13 protein-coding genes are annotated in these 18,163 nt (G+C 68.5%); 5 read left to right on the top strand and 8 right to left on the bottom strand.

What is annotated here, in order from left to right; translation table 11 throughout:
* Nucleotides 1-75: 75 nt before the first annotated feature.
* Nucleotides 76-5,025: a hypothetical protein gene (locus JYJ93_RS09595; RefSeq protein ID WP_206788389.1), complete on the top strand. Its 4,950-nt coding sequence runs from the start codon at nt 76-78 to the stop codon at nt 5,023-5,025.
* 22 nt (nt 5,026-5,047) lie between these two features.
* Here JYJ93_RS09595 and tal read toward each other — a convergent pair whose 3' ends face one another.
* Complete coding sequence (tal, locus tag JYJ93_RS09600; protein ID WP_206788391.1) at nt 5,048-6,169, bottom strand: transaldolase; 1,122 nt, start codon at nt 6,167-6,169, stop codon at nt 5,048-5,050.
* A gap of 195 nt (nt 6,170-6,364) precedes the next feature.
* On the opposite strand from tal, the gene JYJ93_RS09605 reads away from it, so the two are divergent.
* Entirely contained in the window at nt 6,365-8,257 is a 1,893-nt protein-coding gene (locus JYJ93_RS09605; protein ID WP_206788392.1) for a transketolase, read from the top strand.
* A 3-nt stretch (nt 8,258-8,260) separates the two neighbouring features.
* Here the strand turns inward: JYJ93_RS09605 and JYJ93_RS09610 are convergent, their stop codons facing one another.
* A complete protein-coding gene (locus tag JYJ93_RS09610) occupies nt 8,261-8,794 on the bottom strand; it encodes an ankyrin repeat domain-containing protein (RefSeq protein ID WP_206788394.1) in 534 nt (177 codons plus the stop codon).
* Between the two features lie 221 nt (nt 8,795-9,015).
* Between JYJ93_RS09610 and JYJ93_RS09615 the strand changes: the two genes are divergently transcribed.
* Entirely contained in the window at nt 9,016-10,368 is a 1,353-nt protein-coding gene (locus JYJ93_RS09615; protein WP_206788396.1) for a cytochrome c peroxidase, read from the top strand.
* A gap of 10 nt (nt 10,369-10,378) precedes the next feature.
* Here the strand turns inward: JYJ93_RS09615 and JYJ93_RS09620 are convergent, their stop codons facing one another.
* A complete protein-coding gene (locus tag JYJ93_RS09620) occupies nt 10,379-10,918 on the bottom strand; it encodes an ankyrin repeat domain-containing protein (protein WP_206788398.1) in 540 nt (179 codons plus the stop codon).
* A 15-nt stretch (nt 10,919-10,933) separates the two neighbouring features.
* Nucleotides 10,934-12,403 (bottom strand): catalase, encoded by a 1,470-nt coding sequence (locus tag JYJ93_RS09625; protein ID WP_206788400.1) that lies wholly within the window; start codon nt 12,401-12,403, stop codon nt 10,934-10,936.
* A 139-nt stretch (nt 12,404-12,542) separates the two neighbouring features.
* Here JYJ93_RS09625 and JYJ93_RS09630 point away from each other — a divergent pair, with 139 nt between their 5' ends.
* The gene (locus tag JYJ93_RS09630; protein ID WP_206788406.1) at nt 12,543-13,487 is read left to right on the top strand and encodes a LysR substrate-binding domain-containing protein; all 945 of its coding nucleotides are present in this window, start codon (nt 12,543-12,545) and stop codon (nt 13,485-13,487) included.
* Here JYJ93_RS09630 and rraA read toward each other — a convergent pair.
* Complete coding sequence (gene rraA, locus JYJ93_RS09635; RefSeq protein ID WP_206788416.1) at nt 13,462-13,959, bottom strand: ribonuclease E activity regulator RraA; 498 nt, start codon at nt 13,957-13,959, stop codon at nt 13,462-13,464. The genes JYJ93_RS09630 and rraA overlap by 26 nt on opposite strands.
* Nucleotides 13,960-14,076: 117 nt before the next feature.
* Here rraA and JYJ93_RS09640 point away from each other — a divergent pair, with 117 nt between their 5' ends.
* Nucleotides 14,077-15,009: a hypothetical protein gene (locus JYJ93_RS09640; RefSeq protein ID WP_206788418.1), complete on the top strand. Its 933-nt coding sequence runs from the start codon at nt 14,077-14,079 to the stop codon at nt 15,007-15,009.
* A gap of 15 nt (nt 15,010-15,024) precedes the next feature.
* On the opposite strand, the gene JYJ93_RS09645 is transcribed toward JYJ93_RS09640, so the two are convergent.
* The 3 genes from JYJ93_RS09645 to JYJ93_RS09655 all read right to left on the bottom strand — a co-directional run bounded on the left by JYJ93_RS09645 (nt 15,025) and on the right by JYJ93_RS09655 (nt 18,030).
* Entirely contained in the window at nt 15,025-16,080 is a 1,056-nt protein-coding gene (locus tag JYJ93_RS09645) for an alcohol dehydrogenase catalytic domain-containing protein (protein WP_206788427.1), read from the bottom strand.
* Nucleotides 16,081-16,098: 18 nt separating this feature from the next.
* On the bottom strand, nt 16,099-17,394 hold the full coding sequence (locus tag JYJ93_RS09650; RefSeq protein ID WP_206788435.1) for a universal stress protein: 1,296 nt from the start codon (nt 17,392-17,394) through the stop codon (nt 16,099-16,101).
* A gap of 99 nt (nt 17,395-17,493) precedes the next feature.
* Nucleotides 17,494-18,030: a flavodoxin domain-containing protein gene (locus tag JYJ93_RS09655; RefSeq protein WP_206788438.1), complete on the bottom strand. Its 537-nt coding sequence runs from the start codon at nt 18,028-18,030 to the stop codon at nt 17,494-17,496.
* Nucleotides 18,031-18,163 lie beyond the last annotated feature (133 nt).

Below are 18,163 nucleotides of genomic sequence, written 5' to 3' on the forward strand. Positions count from 1 at the left end.
ACGGAGCGCAGTGATGCCGGTGGTAGCGCCATGGCTGGAGGTCAGCGCTTCCAGGCCCGGGTGGCTGCCTGGTGGATGACGCGGATCCTCCTCGGCACGCGCCTGGGCGCCCGGTTTGGGCTGGTGGGGGCTTGTGTCGCGGAGCGGCTTGCCGGGGAGAGTGGAGACGCAATCGACGACATCCGGGTCGAGCTGTCTGGCGGCGCACGGCTCTATGGGCAGTGCAAGCGGTCGCTCAAGGTGGGAGTGTCCGAAGACAGTGAGTGGGGCTCCGTCCTGCTGCAGTTCGCACGGCAGTCCCAGGCGGACGCAGGGGAGACGGGGGAGCGCCGCTATGTCCTCTTCTACGAGGAGCACAATGGAACGCTCACTCGCCTCGTCCAGCTCCTAGACCGCTACCGCTCCCTGGCGGACGGAGCGGCCCTGGTGGCGGCCGCGACCAACGCCCGGGAGCACGAACTGGCCGAAAACATCACCTCGATCCTGGATCGGCTTGCCGGGAAGTACTCACTCGCGGCGCTGAGCACTCTACGACAGCACCTGCTTCGACAGGTGTGTGTGGCACAGCTCCGGCTGGCGGAAGGAGAAGCAGACTTCCTGAGCGCTCAGGATGCCCTCCAGTACGGGCTCCTCTCAGAGTCATGGCAAGCGCCCACGGCCATGGCGCTCCTTCACCGCTGCGCGGATGATCTCCTGGCGGAACGGCGTTTCCATGACCGCAGCTCACTCCGCAAGGTCTTGGCCGAGAAGGTCTCACTTCGGGAGGGGAGTGACTACTGGCGGGACTTTGATCGCCTGGACAAGTTCTCACAGGATGAGCTCGCCGCGCATGAGCAGGAGGGACGCTCCCGCCTCCAACTGGGGAGGACCTTCTCGCTCGAGCGGCCTGCGCTCCGCGCCTTGCTGGACGCACCGGAAGCCTCATTCGTGGTGGTCGGGGACGCGGGTACGGGCAAGACCGGCTGCCTCCTCCAATTGGCTCGTCAGCTGCGCAAGCGCGAGCAGCGTGTCTGGTACTGGGCCGCAGACTCCCTGATGGGGCCCACTCCCATGCGCATGGGCGCCACGCTCATGCTTCAGCACTCCTGGAGTGGTCTCTTCAGCGAGGCGCGGGCCACCGGGGGCATCACCCTCATCGTCGATGGGCTGGATGGCGTCCGAGATGCCAGTGCCCAGAACGCCTACCAGAAGCTGCTGAAACAGGCCCGCGGCGCAGGAGTGCGCGTGATCGTCTCCATCCGCCGGGTGGATGCCCAGTACGCGAGCTGGCTCAAGCAGTGCTTCGCCCGGGAGCTAGAATGGCTGGACTCCGAGGAGGGCGTTCCCGACGCATCGGCCGTGCTGGGGGCTCGGGTGAACGCGCTCCTCATCGATGTGCTCAGCGAGCAAGAGTTACAGCAGGTCCTGACGGCCTTCCCGGTGCTGGGACGCGTGTTGGCTCATGCTCCCGCGCTGAGGTCCGTCATCCGGAACCTCTTCAGCCTGGATCTGCTCTGCCAGATGCTCGATGAGGGGCAGGAGCCCACGGCGCTCTCTGGGATTTCGACACAGGCGGAGCTGTTCGAGCGTTACTGGGAGCGGCGCATCCTGGATCACCCCCAGCACGCCGAACTCGAAGCCGGGCTTACGGCGTTGGTGGATCAGATGGTCCATGAGCGCACACTGCAGATACCTCCGCGAGCGCTACCGACACCCGTGCTCGATGTCCTTTTGAGTACCGGGCTCATCCGCCATCCGCCGCTCATTCCCGGACGGCTCCCCGAGGTGGAGCGTGTCGAGTTCTCGCACCACCTCTTCTTCGACTATGCCGCCGAGCGGCTTTTCGTGCGCCGCCGTCGCAAGCGGCTGACCGCCGAGCTGGTCTCGGATGAGGCCTGGCCGCTCATGCTGCGCCCCAGCTTGGTGTTGTTCCTGCGGTACACCTGGGTGAGGGGGCGGCTCGACTTCTGGGATCTGCTGCTCGAGCTCGAGCGCGCCAGGGTCTCGGGACTGCACCGGCTTTCGGCCTACGTGGTCATCGCGGAGGAGGCGAAGACCGAGGCGGAACTCGACCCGCTCATGCGGGGCGCCTTGGGCCCGGGCCGTGACGAGGAGGATTGGGCGCGTGCACTCAAGGGAGTGGCCATTGGGGCTGCCTTCGTCATGTTGCCTCGCCGCTTCCCGCAGGGAGAAGGCGGATGGTGGCTCCGCCTGGCACAGCAGTTGGTGCGCACGTCGGGACCGGAGCTCTTGGAGGCCTGCCAATTGCTCCTGGCCACCGCAGACACGCACCTCGAGAGCCTGGGAGACGAGGCACGTGGGCTCATGAACGCTGCCGCGATCCTCCTGGCGGACGAGCGGAGCCGTCAGGACCCCTGGGGCGAAGCTCCGCGTCCAATGCTCGGATGGATCTGCCGGACATTCTCCTCAGCTCCGGAGCGTTCCCGTGACTTCATCCGTGAACTCCTCGTTGAAGAGGGACTGGAGACCCGGCCTGCCATTGCGTTGAGCGAGCTTGCGAACCACCTCGGTGACATCGCGCGCGGAGACGCACGCCTGGCGCGCTGGCTCTATGAGGTGGCGTTCGGGTGCTGGGAGGCGCGGACGCTCTCCGGGGCGGAGGCGCTTACGAAACAGGTCGCGCCATGGGGCGCCAGTGGAGAGGGCGCCAGGTTCCAGCTCAACCGAGACTTTCCTTCTTTCTTCAGAGTCTCTCCCGAAGAGGCGACCCGGGCCGTGCTTCACGTGGCACGTCGATTCTCGAAGAGGCACGACCGCGGTTCGCACAGTCAGTCTTTCGAGACGCTCAAGCTGGCGGGCCAGGAGCGGCGGATGGTGGAAGATGGCTACTGGCGCTGGTGCTGGAACTCCATCAATCTCAACACGGAGAACCCGAACGAACTCCTTGAGAGCTGGCGGGATCAGCTCGTAGCGCTGGCGAAAGGTGCAAACGGACAAGAGGTATTCACCCGGGTCTGGTCGGTCCTCCTCCATGAGAACGACCAGGCGAGTCTCTGGTGTCAGGTTCTCGCTGCCATGAGAGAGGCTCCTGAGTTCTTGGGGAGGAGGTGCCTGGAGCTGCTCCTGGCTCCCGCAGTCCTTGTGGGGCGAGGCACTCATTGGTTCGCCCGGAGGGCCCTGGAGACTGTCAGCTACGAACTGGCGCCGGAAGACCTCCATCGCATTGAGGCCGTGATTCTTGGACTCCGAGGCGAAGTGGGCAGGGGCGCACGGACCCGGCTCCGTCAAATCAAACGAGCCAGGGCGACTCTCCTTCGGAGAATTCCCCAGGAGCATCTGGGAGAGCAGGCGCTGCGCCTGAGCAAAGGCTTGGGTTCGAGGAACGCGGACGTCGATGAGGACGTTCCTGTTCCCACCATCCTTCCGATTCCCGAGAACATGAAGGACCTGCTCGCGAACAGGCACGTCGACATAGACCGTCCCGGGCACGGACCCCTCATCGAGGTGGGTGACGCGCTTCGTGAGCTCCTCGCCTTCGAGAGCCCTGGCGCGGAGGTGGCAGAAGTCTTTCGTGTCGTCCGAGAGGCGGAAGCCCGAATGGCGGCGGCTCCGTCTTCCGTGGAGCCCGTGCTGGTTGACGTCGTCCGACGATATGTCCTTCATGCCCTGTCGGACCTGGCGCATGCCAGGGTCTTCCTGGATGACCTGCAGATGGCGGAGATGACTGCCCGCTTCGAGGAGGCACTGGACTCGCCCTCTGATCCCAACGCGAAGGGGCTTTACGCGTTTGGCGCGGAGCCCGGAGATGCTCAGTCCAGCGCGGCCCGGGGCCTCATTGGCCTGGCGCTACGCGAGGGGAGCCTGTCCCCTCATGCAGAAGCATTGCGTCGTGTGGCTCGGAGCCCTCGCGGGAAGGTACGCCAGATGTTGGGGTCGTATCTCTGGCGCCTGTTGGAGCCCTTTCCATCCGTCGTCTTCGAGTCGCTCGAGGAGTGGGTGGAGGAGGTAGGCCTTCGGAGGGATGGCACGGAGCTGCTCTATCGACTCCTCATAGACACTTGGCAACTGCACCTCCGCGGTCGGGATGCGATGCGTGCGGACGCGCTGTTGAAGGCACTTCTCTACAAAGCACGTCAACATCGTGAGGAAGAGCGGGATACTCACTTCGATCTTCGGAAGACAGCGGGAGCAGCACTCGGCATGCTCCACTGTGTTCTTGCGCCGGCCTGGGTGGAAGAGGAACTCTCCCGCCTTCTGGAGGGGCCTCGAGATGGAGCCGTGGAGCTCCAGTACGTGTTGTGGCAAACCACTCGGGTGGTCCTCCCGGAAGGACTCCCTCGAAAGCGCCCGGAGTTGGTTCGAAGACCTGAAATCGTGGAGCGCGCCCAGGCCCTCCTCCTTGGTGTCCTCAAGAGCTGCCTGGGTGAGTTGAGGGCTGATTCCCCTGAATGGCAGCCGCCCCGTGTCATCACGACCTCCTGGGGGGCCGACTTGTGGCGTGAACGCCTTGAGGAGTGCTTCCAGGGAGTCGCGGGCAAGTTCTGCCGGGCTTCCATGCGATGGTTGCGCACCCAGGATCCAGACCTCGCAGCGAGGTTGCGCCTCGTGCCTCTGGACGAAGACGAGGAGAAGGGCGACCCGCTCTACGAGGATATCTCGGCTGAAGGGGCGGAGACTCCGATGGCGGGTTTCGCGTCCCAGGCGGAGGCTATGCGTGCCTGGTGGAGGCGCGTCGAGCCGATTTTGGAATTGCTCCTGGAGCGGCTCTCGCCGTTCACGGCTCGTGCACTCGTCAAGGGGCTCTCGTTCTGCGCTCACCTGGACGCACCTCGCACGCTCCACTGGTTGAGGCGTTACGTCGAGGGGGCCATGAGCCGAGGCCAGCTGAGTGACCGGGAATCGGCGGACCTCGCGGTCGAGTTGCTCGCCCGTGTCTTCGCGGATGACGACGGCGCCCTCGCGGTGCGTACGGACTTCCGAGCCGACTACCTCCGGGCGTTGGATGCGTACCTCAGCATGGGATGGCCGAAGGCCGTCGAGATCGCACTCCAGGTTGAGACCCTGTTCCGCCCGGCGTCAGCCTGACCGCCGGGCAGAAGGCCGATTCCTACGTCTTCTTCAGCTTCTCTCCCACCGCGGAGAGGAGCTGATCGAAGGACTCCGTGAACAGGCGGATGCCGTCCGTGGCCAGCTCGTCCGTCACGGTCTTCATGGAGATGCCGGCCGCCTCCAACTGGCGCATGGTCGCCTCCGCCCCCGGCAGGTCCTCCTCCAGGCTGGAGCGCACCTTGCCGTGGTCGCGGAACGCGTCGATGGTGGCGGGCGGCATGGTGTTCACCGTGTCGCGGCCGATGAGCTCCTCCACGTAGAGCACGTCGCGCAGCTTCGGGCTCTTGGTGCTGGTGCTCGCCCAGAGCACCCGCTGCACCTTCGCGCCCTTCGCCGCGAGCGCCTTCCAGCGCGCGCTCCCGAAGACCTCCTGGAAGGTGCGGTAGGCGAGCTTCGCGTTGGCGATGGCCACCTTGCCGCTCAGCCCCTCCATCGCCTTCTGCTGCTCCGGCGTGGCGCCCGCCTTCAGCTTCTTCTCAATCTCCTTGTCCACGATGGCGTCGATGCGGCTGATGAAGAACGACGCCACGCTCGCCACGCGGCTCACGTCCCCGCCGGACGCGGCGAGCTTCTCCAGGCCCGCGACGTAGGCCTCGGCGATCTCCTTGTAGCGCTCCTGGCTGAAGAGCAGCGTCACGTTGACGTTGATGCCCTCGGCGGTGAGCTGCTCGAAGGCAGGCAGGCCCGGCAGGGTGCCCGGGACCTTGATCATCACGTTGGGCCGCGCCAGCGTCTTCCACAGCCGCCGCGCCTCCTCCAGCGTGCCGTTCGTGTCCAGCGCCAGCCGGGGGGACACCTCCAGGGACGCGTAGCCGTCCTGGCCCTTCGTCGCGTCGTACACGGGCTTGAGGAGGTCCGCGGCGCCCTGCACGTCGCGCACGGCGAGCTGCTCATACAGGTCGTTGCCGGAGAGGCCCTTGCCCTTCGCCGCGTCGAAGAGGTCCTGGTAGTCGTCGCTGCCCGACACGGCCTTCTGGAAGATGGTCGGGTTGGAGGTGAGCCCCTTGAGGCCGTCCTCCTCGATGAACTTCTTCAGCGTGCCCTTCGTGATGTAGCTGCGCTGGAGGTTGTCCACCCAGACGGATTGGCCGAACTCGGCGAGCTGTCGCAGCGGATTCATGGATTCTCCCGGCGGGGGCCCAGGGCTCCCCGGATGGCGTTCTTTCAATGTGCGCATGCCCCGTCGCCCAGGTCCGGCCGGGCGGGCAGGCACTCGCGGATTCTGCCTGTGAACAGGGCCGGCGGGGGGCAGCGCTTCTCGCGAGCCGGAACAGTCAACACAGTACCGGCGGACCCCCAACCCCGGAGCGACACGATGGCGGACACCCTGGCGGACCTCGCGGCGCAGCTGCGCATCGACAGCATCCGCTGCACCACGGCGGCGGGCTCGGGCCATCCCAGCTCGTCCATGTCCGCGGCGGACATCATGGCCGTGCTGTTCCAGAAGTACCTGCGCTTCGACTTCCAGCAGCCGAAGGCCCCCAACAACGACCGCTTCGTGCTCTCCAAGGGCCACGCCTGCCCGGTCCTCTACTCCGCCTTCAAGGCGGCGGGCGCCATCGACGACCGGGAATTACTCTCCCTGCGCAAATTCGGCAGCCGGCTGGAGGGGCACCCGAACCCGCACGTGCTGCCGCTCGTGGACGTGGCCACCGGCTCGCTCGGGCAGGGCCTGGCCGTGGGCGTGGGCATGGCGCTGGGCGCCAGGATGGACGGGCTGCCCTTCCGCACCTACGTGCTCATGGGAGACAGCGAGACGGCGGAGGGCTCCGTGTGGGAGGCGTTCGACAAGGCCAGCCACTACGGGCTGGACAACCTGTGCGCCATCATCGACGTGAACCGTCTGGGGCAGAGCCGTGAGACGGAGCTGGGCTGGAACCTGGAGGCCTACGCGGCCCGCGTCCGCGCCTTCGGGTGGAACGCCATCACGCTGGACGGGCATGACCTGGACGCCATTGACCGGGCCTTCGCCGAAGCCCAGGCGAAGAAGGGACAGCCCACCTGCCTCATCTGCAAGACGGAGAAGGGGCACGGCTCCTCGCTCATCGCCAACCACGATGGCTGGCACGGCAAGCCGCTGCCGGAGGACAAGGCGAAGGACGCCATCCGCGAGCTGGGCGGAGCGCGTGATGTCCGCATCCAGGTGAAGAAGCCGGAGCCGCTGAAGGCCACCGTCCAGGACAAGGCCTCACCGTTGCAACTGCCCACGTATGAAGTGGGCCAGAAGGAGGCCACGCGCAAGGCGTATGGCGACGCGCTCCTGGCGCTGGGCAACGCCCGGCCGGACGTGGTGGCGCTGGACGCGGAGGTGTCCAACTCCACGTACTCGAACGAGTTCCAGAAGGCGCACCCGAAGCGCTACTTCGAGATGTTCATCGCGGAGCAGAACATGGTGTCCAGCGCGGTGGGCATGGCGGTGCTGGGCAAGAAGGCCTTCGTCAGCACCTTCGCGGCCTTCCTGTCGCGCGCCTTTGATCAGGTGCGCATGGCGGCCATCTCCAACGCCACGGTGCACCTGTGCGGCAGCCACGCGGGCGTGTCCATTGGCGAGGACGGCCCGTCGCAGATGGCGCTGGAGGACCTGGCGATGATGCGCGCGGTGGGCGGCAGCACGGTGGTCTACCCGAGCGACGCGAACCAGACCGCGAAGCTGCTGGCGCAGTTGGTGGAGCGCCAGGGCATCACCTACCTGCGCAGCACCCGTGAGAAGACGCCGGTGCTCTACCCGGCGACGGAGGACTTCCCCATTGGCGGCAGCAAGGTGGTGAGGCAGTCCGATGAGGACGTGGCGACGGTGGTGGCCGCCGGCATCACGCTGCACGAGGCGCTCAAGGCCTACGAAGCGCTGAAGAAGGACGGCCTCGCGGTGCGCGTCATCGACCTGTACTCCGTGAAGCCGGTGGACGCGAAGACGCTGCGCAAGGCCGCGCGCGAGACGCTGGGGCGGCTCATCGTGGTGGAGGACCACTGGGCGGAAGGGGGCCTGGCGGACGCGGTGCTGGAGGCCTTCACCGGCGAGCGCGAGCGGCTGCCCACCGTGGTGCGGCTCGCGGTGACGAAGATGCCTGGCTCCGGCAAGCCCGCGGAGCTGCTGGACGCCGCCGGCATCGACGCGGGGCACATCGTGGAGGCCGTCACCTCGCTGGTGGGGGAGGGGACGGCCCGGGAAAGGCCGTCCGAGGACGCCTGGGGCCACACGAACGCGTGAGGCTCAGGGCTTTGGGTCCAACCGGGCGGCCGCGCGCTGCGCGCCCATGGAGCGCGCGTAGTCCAGCGCGGTGCGCTTGTCCGCGTCCCGGGCCCGGTGGTCCGCGCCGCGCTGGATGAGCAGCTCCATCATCTCCAGCTTGTCGAACATGGCCGCGAACATCAGCGGCGTGCGGCCATCCGGGCCCACGCCGTCCACGTCCGCGCCCGCGTCCAGGAGCACCGTGGCGATGGCCTCGTTGCCCTTGAACGCCGCGCCGGCCAGGGGCGTCTGGCCGGCGTCGTTGGGCTGCTCGGGGTCCGCCCCGCGCTCCAGCAGCAGGCGCGTCGCCTCCACGTGGCCGTGGTAGCTGGCCAGCATCAGCAGGGAGTCGCCCCGCTCGTTGCGAACAGTCACGGGGAGCCCTGCGTCGAGCATCTCGCGCAGCTTGCCGGCGTCCCCCGAGCGGACCAGCGCGAAGGCGCTCCGCACGAAGTCCAGCACGGCGGCGTCCTCGGCGGACGGGGAGGCATTCTTCGGATCGTTCGGGGAGCTCATGGTCGGTGTTCCTTCCTGACAGGCCCTCCGCCGTGTCCGAGGGAGGTGCCCCCGGAGTATCGACAGCCTCCCCTTCCGTCAATGCGAGGCACCCGGTCCCATGAGGGACCTGTCCAAAGGGCAATCTCATCCCGGGAATCCGACATCAACCCGCGCTCCCGGACCATGGCCGGGGCCCGGTGGCGACGGCACCCTGGCCGCTCTCAATCGAGGTGCCGGACATGCGCGACTCACGGTCATGGTGGAGGTTGTCCCTGCTGCTGGCGCTGGGCGGGCCGCTGGCGTGCGAAGTCGCTCCGGCTCCGGGGACGTTGTCATTGAAAGCTCCCGCGAGCGGGGACACTCCAGACGACGCAAAGCCGCCGGAGACAGCGGAATCCCTCCAGGCCCTGGCCATCTTCGAGGCCACGCTGCGCGAGGAGCCCACGTCGGCGGCTGGCGGGCTGAAGCCCGTGGAGCGGCTGGGCAAGCTGCTCTTCTTCGACCGCCGCCTCTCCGAGCCCATGGGCCAGGCCTGTGCCGTCTGTCATGGCCCCGAGGTGGGCTGGACGGGTCCCAGCCTGCTCATCAACCTCACCGGCTCTGTATACGAAGGCGCCGTGCGGGGCCGCTTCGGCAATCGCAAGCCGCCGTCATCCGCCTATGCCACGCCGGCTCCCATCCTCCACCTGGTGACGCCAGGCCAGCCCGCCTTCGTGGGCGGCAACTTCTGGGATGGCCGCGCCACCGGCGAGGAATTGGGCAACCCCGCCGCGGACCAGGCGCAGGGCCCCTTCCTCAACCCGGTGGAGCAGAACAACCCCAGCGAGGCCGCGGTGGTGGCCAAGGTCTGCGGCGGCCCGTACGGCGACCTCTTCCGGTCTGTCTGGGGCGCGCGCATCTGCGGCGACGTGCCGCGCGCGTATGACAACATCGCGAGGTCCATCGCCGCGTACGAGAGCTCTCGCGAGGTGAACGCCTTCTCTTCGAAATACGACGCTTATCTCGCCGGCCGCGCGCGGCTCTCCTCGCAGGAGCAGTGGGGCCTGAGGCTCTTCGAGGGCAAGGCGAACTGCGACAACTGCCACACGAGCCAGCGAGGCCCGCACGGCGAGCCGCCGCTCTTCACCGACTACACCTTCGAGAACCTGGGCGTGCCGCGCAACCTGCTCAACCCCTGGTACTGGCAGCTCCAGTTCAACCCGGACGGGCCCTTCTGGATCGACACGGGCCTGGGCGGCTTCCTCCAGACGCGCCAGGACTATGCGCCCTATGCGCGCGCCAACCTGGGCAGGGTCAAGGTCCCCACCCTGCGCAACGTGGACAAGCGTCCGTTCCCGGGGTTCACCAAGGCCTATGGCCACAACGGCTACTTCAAGAGCCTCGAGTCCATCGTCCACTTCTACAACACGCGTGACGTGCTGCCGGTCTGCACGGGGAGCGCGTCTGGGATGCCCGGTGTGGACTGCTGGCCCCTGCCGGAGGTGGGGCTGAACATCAACACGCAGGAGATGGGCAACCTGGGCCTGTCCCCCCAGGAGGAGCAGGCCCTCGTCGCCTTCCTGCGCACGCTCTCGGACGGCTACTTCCAGTGACAGCGCGGGCTCAGGACCTGGACTCCAACCGCGTGGCCGTGCGCCACGCACCGAGTGCCCGCGCGTAGTCCAGCGCGGTGCGCTTGTCCGCGTCCCGCTGCTCGCTCTTCGCGCCGCGCTGGATGAGCAGCTCCACCAGCTCCAGCTTGTCGAACATGGCCGCGAACATCAGCGGGGTGCGGCCGTCCGGGCCCGCGCCGTCCACGTCCGCGCTCGCGTCCAGGAGCACCGTGGCGATGGCCACGTTGCCCTTGAAGGCCGCGCCGGCCAGGGGCGTCTGGCCGGCGTCGTTGGGCTGCTCCGGGGACGCCCCGCGTTGCAACAGCAGCCGCGTCGCCTCCACGTGGCCGTGGTAGCTGGCGAGCATCAGCAGGGAGTCCCCCCGCTCGTTGCGCAGCCCCACGGGTATCCCGGCGTCGAGCATCTGCCGGAGCTTCCCGGCATCGCCCGCTCGGGCCATCGCGAAGGCGGACCTCGCGACGTCCATCAGGGCGGCGTCATGGTCGGCCGGAGTGGGAAGGGGGGGCCTCGGATCGTTCGTGGGGCTCATGGCCGGCATTCCTCCCTAGCGGGCGCGGCGCTTCTGCTGGACGGAGTTCGCGATGCGTGAGCCGTAGTCCTCGTCGGCGGCGCGGAAGTGGGCGATGGCCCGGATGATGATGTCCTCGCGGCTCACCTGCGCCAGGCTGCCGGAGAGGTTCTCCACCAGCCGCGCCTTCGCCGCCTCGTCCATCAGCCGGTAGAGGGCGCCGGCCTGGACGAAGTCGGTGTCCTCGGCGTGCTTGCCGTGGACGAAGGTGCCCGTCATGCCGCTCACCGCGTAGCCCGTGCCGTAGCCCTCGTCCGTCTGCGCGGGGCCGTTGAAGCTGTTGGGCTCGTAGTTGGGGCCGCGCCCGCCGTTGCCGTCGAAGCGCATGGCGCCGTCACGGCCGTAGTTGCGCGCGCCGCCCTTCACGCCCCTGGGCGCGTTCACCGGCAGCTGCGTGCTGTTGATGCCCAGCCGGTAGCGGTGCGCGTCACCGTAGGCGAACAGGCGCGCCTGGAGCATCCGGTCCGGGGACGGGCCGATGCCGGGCACGAAGTGCGATGGATCCAACGCGGCCTGCTCCACCTCCGCGAAGAAGTTCTCCGGGTTGCGGTCGAGCGTGAGCCTGCCCACCTCCATCAGCGGGTAGTCCTTGTAGGGCCACACCTTGGTCAGGTCGAACGGGTTGAAGCGGTAGTTCGCGGCGTCCGCCTCCGGCATCACCTGCACCTTGAGCGTCCACGAGGGGAACTCGCCCCGGTCGATGGCCTGGTACAGGTCGCGCTGGTGGTGCTGCGGGTCCTTGCCGCCAAGGGCTTCCGCCTCCTGCGTGGTGAGGGTGCGGATGCCCTGGTCCGTCTTGAAATGGAACTTCACCCAGAAGCGCTCGCCCTTCGCGTTCGCCCACTGGAAGGTGTGCGAGCCAAAGCCATCCATGTGACGCAGCGTCGCCGGGATGCCCCGGTCGCCGAAGAGCCAGGTGAACTGGTGCGTGGCCTCCGGTGAGTAGGAGAAGAAATCCCAGACGTTGTCCGGCTCCTGGCAGTTCGTGTACGGGTCGTACTTCTGCGAGTGGATGAAGTCCGGGAACTTGATGCCGTCGCGCAGGAAGAACACCGGCGTGTTGTTGCCCACCAGGTCCCAGTTGCCGTCCTCCGTGTAGAAGCGCACCGCGAAGCCGCGCGGGTCGCGGGCGGTGTCCGGCGCGCCCTTGGAGCCCGCCACGGTGGAGAAGCGCAGGAAGGCCTCCGTCTTCTTGCCCACCGCGCTGAAGACCTTCATGCGCGTGAAGCGGGTGATGTCCTGGGTGACTTCGAACGTGCCGTAGGCGCCGGAGCCCACCGCGTGCACCACGCGCTCCGGGATGCGCTCGCGGTTGAAGCGGGCCAGCTTCTCCAGCAGGTGGTGGTCCTGGAGCAGCACCGGACCGTTGGGACCGGCCGTCTGCGAGTGCTGGTTGTCGGAGACCGGCGCGCCGGCTTCGGTCGTCAGGGTGGGTCGCGGGGACATGGACGCTTTCCTTTGCGTGGAGGTCTTCGGGGCACTTCGACGCGGAGAAAGGTAGAGAGGTCTCGCTGATTGGGCCAAGACATCGTTTGGATGGGAGTGATAGGCAGGGGCTATCGGTTCCAGGCGTCAAGGACGGACCATGGCCTCTCTGAACGACATCACCCTGCGGCAGTTGGAGTACCTGGTGGCGGTGGCGGAGACGCTGGGATTCCGGCGGGCGGCCGAGCGGTGCCACGTCTCCCAGCCCGCCCTGAGCGCGCAGATTCAACAGCTGGAGTCGGTGCTCGGGGTGAAGGTGTTCGAGCGGGACGCGCGCCGGGTGATGCTCACGCCCGCGGGTGAGGAACTGGTGGCGCGGGCGCGCCGGGTGCTCACGGAGGCGGAGGACATCCTCAAGGCGGCGGCGAGGATGGGGGACCCGTTCGCGGGGCCGCTGCACCTGGGAGCCATTCCCACGGTGGCGCCCTACGTGTTGCCGGAGGTGGTGCCCGCGCTGGTGAAGCGCTACCCGAAGCTGCAACTGCGCCTGCGGGAGGAGAAGACGGCGCTGCTGATGCGCGACATGGACGAGGGCCGGCTGGACGCGGCGCTGCTGGCGGTGGACGTGGAGCTGGGGCGTCAGGTGGAGCACGTGGTCATCGCGGAGGATCCCTTCGTCGTGGCGGCGCCGCCGGGGCATCCGCTGGAGAAGAAGAAGCACGTGCAACTGCGCGACCTGGATGACGAGGACGTGTTGCTGCTGGAGGACGGGCACTGCTTCCGCAGTCAGACATTGGCGCTGTGCACGCGCGTGGGGGCGCGCGAGGTGGACTACCGCGCCACCAGCCTGACGACGCTCGCGCAGATGGTGATGGCGGTGGGCAGCGTCACGCTGTTGCCCCAGTTGGCGGTGCCCATGGAGAACCGGCGGGGGGAGCTGGTGGTGAGGCCCTTCGCGCCGCCGGGGCCGGGCCGGACGCTCGCGCTGGCGTGGCGCCCGGGGCACCCGAGGGCGGAGGCGCTGCGCACCATCGCGGGGACGCTGCGCTCCGTGTGGCCCGGGGCAGGGAAGGGGAGGCTCAGCGCAGCGCCTTCTCCGAAGTGACGATGCCGTCCGCGTCCGCGTAGAGGTGATGGCCAGGGGTGAAGGTGACGCCGGCGAAGCGCACCTCCACGTCGCGCTGGCCCTCGTTGCGCTTGCCGCTCTTGAGCGGGTGGGTGCCCAGCGCCTTCACGCCGATGCCGGTGCGGCCGACCTCTTCCGCGTCGCGGATGCAGCCGTTGACCACCACGCCCGCCCAGCCGTTCTTCTGGCCCAGGGCCGCGAGCACGTCACCGACCAGCGCGCAGCGGCGGCTGCCTCCGCCATCCACCACCAGCACGCGGCCCTGGCCGGGCTCCTCCAATGCCTTGCGCACCAGCGAGTTGTCCTCCGGCGCGCGCACGGTGCTGATGGGTCCGGAAAAACTCCTGCGCCCGCCGTAGTCCAGGAAGCCCGGCTCGGCGACCTGGAATCGCGGAGTGCCCGCGTGGGCGTCACAGAGGTCAGCGGTCTTGATGTCAGGGGTGTCGCTCATGATCCGTAGGATGCACGCGCCGGCCGGGTATGGCTGTGATTGCGCGTGCGGGTCCGCTTGTCTTGACCGTGCAGTGTCCGAAATCCTATCGTCGGCGTCTTCCTGAGGGGGAAGTCCATGCAAGGGTTGAAGTGGTTCGTGGGCGCGCTCGCGTTGTTGGCGCTCGCGTGTGGTGAGGTGTCTGAAACGTCCACGCCGGTGGTTCGCGACGGTGAGGGATTGCTGGAGCTGCCGCTGGTGTCGACGTCGGCGGGGCGCAGCTACAAGCTGGTGGGGGCGACGTTCGCCATTACCGGGCCGCAGAACGCGACCATCACGGATACGTCCGCGGAGTCGGTGAGTCTGCCGCTCATGGCGGGGACGTACACCATCCAGATGAACGGCGAGTGGCACGTGGAGCGCACGGACGCGCCGGGCGTCGCGGTGCCTGTCACGCTGGTGTCGCCGAACCCCATGTCGTTCGTTCTGGGCGAGGGCGAGACGCGTCCGGTGCGCTTCCTGTTCAAGGTACCTGAGGATGGCACCGCGACCGTGGGCATCGGCGTAGACTCGGGCGGTTGGATTGCCGGAACCATCGAGTTCGAATCCCGTCCGACGTCGCCCGGGGAGCCTTGGGACGTCTTCGGGGAGCTGAGCGGGAAGAGCATTCCCTTCGTCATCAGCTATGAATCGGCGACGGTGACGCGGTCGAATGAGTACGGCTACAAGCGCATCGAAATCCAGACCGCTCCCGTGACTTTCCAGGTCGGGGGCGCGACCGGTGCGGCCTTTCAGCAGCGGATCGTCGGCGCGCTCCATGGTCGTTCGATGAGCTTCTTCCTGGAAGCCTCCGATCCGACCGGCGCCACTGCGGGACCCATCGTTCTTGAGAACATCGAGCGGGCCATCCGCTTCGAGATGGGGCCGATGGCGGTAGCCTTCGGTTTGGATGCTGACGGTTATCCGCTCATGCATCCCGCGCCCATCGCGACGGCGTATGCACGCTTCAACGACGCGAACGCTGGGAGCATCTACGGCAGTCTCACCAGCGGTACGTTCTCGCCGCGGTAGCACCGACCGGCGTGCTCAAGGCCGGATGGCGATCTTGAGCACGCCGTCCTTGCGCTGGCTGAACAGCTCGTACGCTTCGCGAATGTCCTTGAGCTGGAAGCGGTGCGTGAAGAGCGGCGTCAGGTCCACGCGCTTCGCGCGCACCACCTCCATCAGGCGCCGCATGCGCTCCTTGCCGCCCGGGCAGAGCGTGGTGACGATGCGGTGGTCCCCCAGCCCCGCGGCGAAGGCGTCGTAGGGCATTTGCAGCTTCCCGGAGTAGACGCCCAGGCTGGACAGCGTGCCGCCGGGGTTGAGCGTGCGCAGCGCGCTTTCAAACGTCTGCTGCGTGCCCAGCGCCTCGATGGCCACGTCCACGCCGCCGCCGGTCAGCCGCTTCACCTCCGCCACCACGTCCTGGTTGCGGAAGTCGAGCACCACGTCCGCGCCCAGCTTGCGCGCCATGGCCAGCCGCGTCTCGTCCCCGTCCACGCCAATCACCAGTGACGCGCCCATGAGCCGCGCCCCCACGGTGGCGCACAGGCCAATGGGCCCCTGCGCGAACACCACCACCGCGTCCCCAATCCTCACCCCGCCGGACTCCGCGCCGCTGAAGCCCGTGGACGCGATGTCCGCCAGGAGCAACACCTGTTCGTCCTTCAGCTCGTCTGGAATGGGCGCCAGGTTCGCCTGCGCGAAGGGCACGCGCACGTACTCCGCCTGCACGCCGTTCATCGTGTTGCCCAGCCGCCAGCCACCCATGGCCTCCAGGCCCTCGCCGTGACCGCACTGGGACGCGTGCCCGGACAGGCAGCCCCGGCACTGGCCGCACGGCGTGATGGCGCCCACCAGCACGCGCTGACCCACCTGGTAGCCCGTCACACCCGGGCCCAGCTCGTCGATGACGCCCACCATCTCGTGGCCCACGGTGAGGCCGGGCTTCACCGGGTACTCGCCGCGCAGGATGTGCACGTCGGTGCCGCAGATGGTGGTGAGCGTCACCTTGACGACGGCCTCGCCCACGCCCGCCCTGGGCCGCTCCACCTCCTCCACGCCGACCTGCTGGGTGCCTCGGAACACGGTTGCCTTCATGGCTCACCTCGTCTGTCTTCAGGCGCGCGGCATGCGCACCGTCACCGCGGGGCGGTCGCTGCGGGCCATCACCTGCTGCGCCACCGAGCCGAGCACCACCCGGCTCACGCCCGTGCGGCCGTGCGTGCCCATGCACACCAGGTCCACGCAGTGGCGTTCCGCGGCCTGGGTGATGACCCCCGCGATGTCGTCCCCCTTGAGCACCGACAGCTCGACCTTGTGGCTGCCGTCATGCTCCGGCGGCGGGACGCGCAGCTCCAGTTGGTGCCGCGCCGCCTGGAGCTCCTCGGGCGTCGCCTGCGCGGGCTCCACGTGCAGCAGGTGCACCGTGCCGCCCGGGGGCGTGATGGCGAAGGCGTAGGCGATGGCGCGGTCGCCAGCCTCGCCGAAGTCCGTGGTCGCGAGCACCGAACGCACCCGGGGAGGCTCCTGCTCCAGCCCCTGCTCCGCCGGACGCACCGGCACGCTGACCACCGACATGGGAGCCAGCCTCCGCGCGGACTGGGAAACACTCCACAGCTTCGCGAGCGCCCTGCGCTGGTGCGTGCCCACCACCAGCAGATCCACCTGCTCCTCCGTGGCCAGGGCGATGAGGTGGTCCGCGATGCGGCCCAGCCCCGGCTCCAGCCGGAAGCGCACCGGCAGACCCGCTGCGAGCAGGGGCTCCAGCAGCGACTCGGACTCGCGCTCCAGCGCCTCCCGCAGCTCCGGGGACATGTCCTTGTAGCTGTGAGGGTGCACCAGTCCCAGCCGCTCCGCCTCGCTCCCCACCCAGACGATGCGGCCCGCCACGACCTCCACGGGCCCGACCTTCCCGAGCTGCTTCACCCATTCCCGGGCGACCTCGAAGGGTCTGGAGCGGTCCACGCCGAGCATGACCCGCAGGGGGCGTTCACCGCGCGCCCAGGCCGCCAGGCCCGAGCCCTCACGGACCACCAGGAAGGGGACCTCCAGCAGCTGGGCCATCCGGTCGACCGTGCCCCCCAGCCCCCGGAAGGGCGTGTCCTCGCGCGGCGTGCCGGCCACCACCCACTGGATGCCACGCTTCGCCACCAGGTTCCGCAGCTCCTCCTCCGGCTCTCCCGTGAGGAGCACGGAGTCGACCTGGATGCCGGTGGCGCGCAGCCGGTCGCATTCGCCGCGCAGCGTGGCCTGGGCGGTTTCGCAGATGGCGTCGCCGAACGTCCGCACCAGGTTCCCGGTCAGCACGTGCACGAGGCACAGGGGGACGTTCATCCGCCGTGCGAGCAGCGCCGCGATGTCACAGGCGCGCCGGGCGTCTTCCGAGAAGTTGGTCGCGCAGGCGATGGTCATGGCCCCTCCTTGCAGTCACCCTCCCAAGCTAGTCACCCCGCAAGCGCGGGAGTCCCCACGTGGAGCGGCGGACGCGGCGCACGCCAGCAGGCCCCGTCCTCAGCGCGGTGACTCCTGGCTCGCGGACTCGAGGCCCTCGAAGGGACGCGCGGCCTGCCTCAGCTCCACGGCCACGCTCCGCCCCCATCGGGCGATGCGCTCGGGGTCCCGCCAGTCCCCCGCGTGCTCGCGCGCCATGGCGTGGGCGATGAAGCCCCGGGCGTCGGGCTCCAGCCTCCCCCCGAAGGTCTCGTGGCCCCGCGCGCCGACCTGCTCCATGAGGGCCTGGACCTGGGCCGTGGGCGGAATGCGCTCCCGTGACGCCGAGTCGTCGAGCGGTCCGCTGGAGAAGAACCACACGGGCCGCTCGCGCAGCGCATGGACGTGCCGATGCACGAAGCGCCGGGCCTTGCGGTGCCAGCGGTTGGCGTAGAGCCCGCCTCCGACGATGACGGCGTCGTAGGCGGAGACGTCGTCGACGGCGTCCGCGGGTGTCGCCTCCGTGTCGAAGCCTTCGTCCCGCAGGACGCGGGCGAGCAGGTCGGCGATCTCCCGGGTCCCGCCCAGCTTGCTTCCATGGGTGATGAGAATCCGCATCCGCGCCCTCCCGCACGAGCCCACCGTCATGCGTGGAGCGGCCAGTGCGCGTGCGCAAGGAGGCTCTGGGCCAGGCGTCCCCTCCGGCGGCGAGACCGCTTGGAGCCTCGCGACGCGCCGCCGGAGTCCCGAG

Origin of the sequence: Corallococcus sp. NCSPR001 (genome assembly GCF_017309135.1) — a bacterium.
Lineage (GTDB): Bacteria > Myxococcota > Myxococcia > Myxococcales > Myxococcaceae > Corallococcus.

Bases quoted from the DNA above. Each gene is read 5' to 3' on its own strand.
- JYJ93_RS09595 (WP_206788389.1), top strand. From the start codon at position 76: ATGACGCGGATCCTCCTCGGCACGCGCCTGGGCGCCCGGTTTGGGCTG.
- tal (WP_206788391.1), bottom strand. From the start codon at position 6,169: ATGAATCCGCTGCGACAGCTCGCCGAGTTCGGCCAATCCGTCTGGGTG.
- JYJ93_RS09605 (WP_206788392.1), top strand. From the start codon at position 6,365: ATGGCGGACACCCTGGCGGACCTCGCGGCGCAGCTGCGCATCGACAGC.
- JYJ93_RS09610 (WP_206788394.1), bottom strand. From the start codon at position 8,794: ATGAGCTCCCCGAACGATCCGAAGAATGCCTCCCCGTCCGCCGAGGAC.
- JYJ93_RS09615 (WP_206788396.1), top strand. From the start codon at position 9,016: ATGCGCGACTCACGGTCATGGTGGAGGTTGTCCCTGCTGCTGGCGCTG.
- JYJ93_RS09620 (WP_206788398.1), bottom strand. From the start codon at position 10,918: ATGAGCCCCACGAACGATCCGAGGCCCCCCCTTCCCACTCCGGCCGAC.
- JYJ93_RS09625 (WP_206788400.1), bottom strand. From the start codon at position 12,403: ATGTCCCCGCGACCCACCCTGACGACCGAAGCCGGCGCGCCGGTCTCC.
- JYJ93_RS09630 (WP_206788406.1), top strand. From the start codon at position 12,543: ATGGCCTCTCTGAACGACATCACCCTGCGGCAGTTGGAGTACCTGGTG.
- rraA (WP_206788416.1), bottom strand. From the start codon at position 13,959: ATGAGCGACACCCCTGACATCAAGACCGCTGACCTCTGTGACGCCCAC.
- JYJ93_RS09640 (WP_206788418.1), top strand. From the start codon at position 14,077: ATGCAAGGGTTGAAGTGGTTCGTGGGCGCGCTCGCGTTGTTGGCGCTC.
- JYJ93_RS09645 (WP_206788427.1), bottom strand. From the start codon at position 16,080: ATGAAGGCAACCGTGTTCCGAGGCACCCAGCAGGTCGGCGTGGAGGAG.
- JYJ93_RS09650 (WP_206788435.1), bottom strand. From the start codon at position 17,394: ATGACCATCGCCTGCGCGACCAACTTCTCGGAAGACGCCCGGCGCGCC.
- JYJ93_RS09655 (WP_206788438.1), bottom strand. From the start codon at position 18,030: ATGCGGATTCTCATCACCCATGGAAGCAAGCTGGGCGGGACCCGGGAG.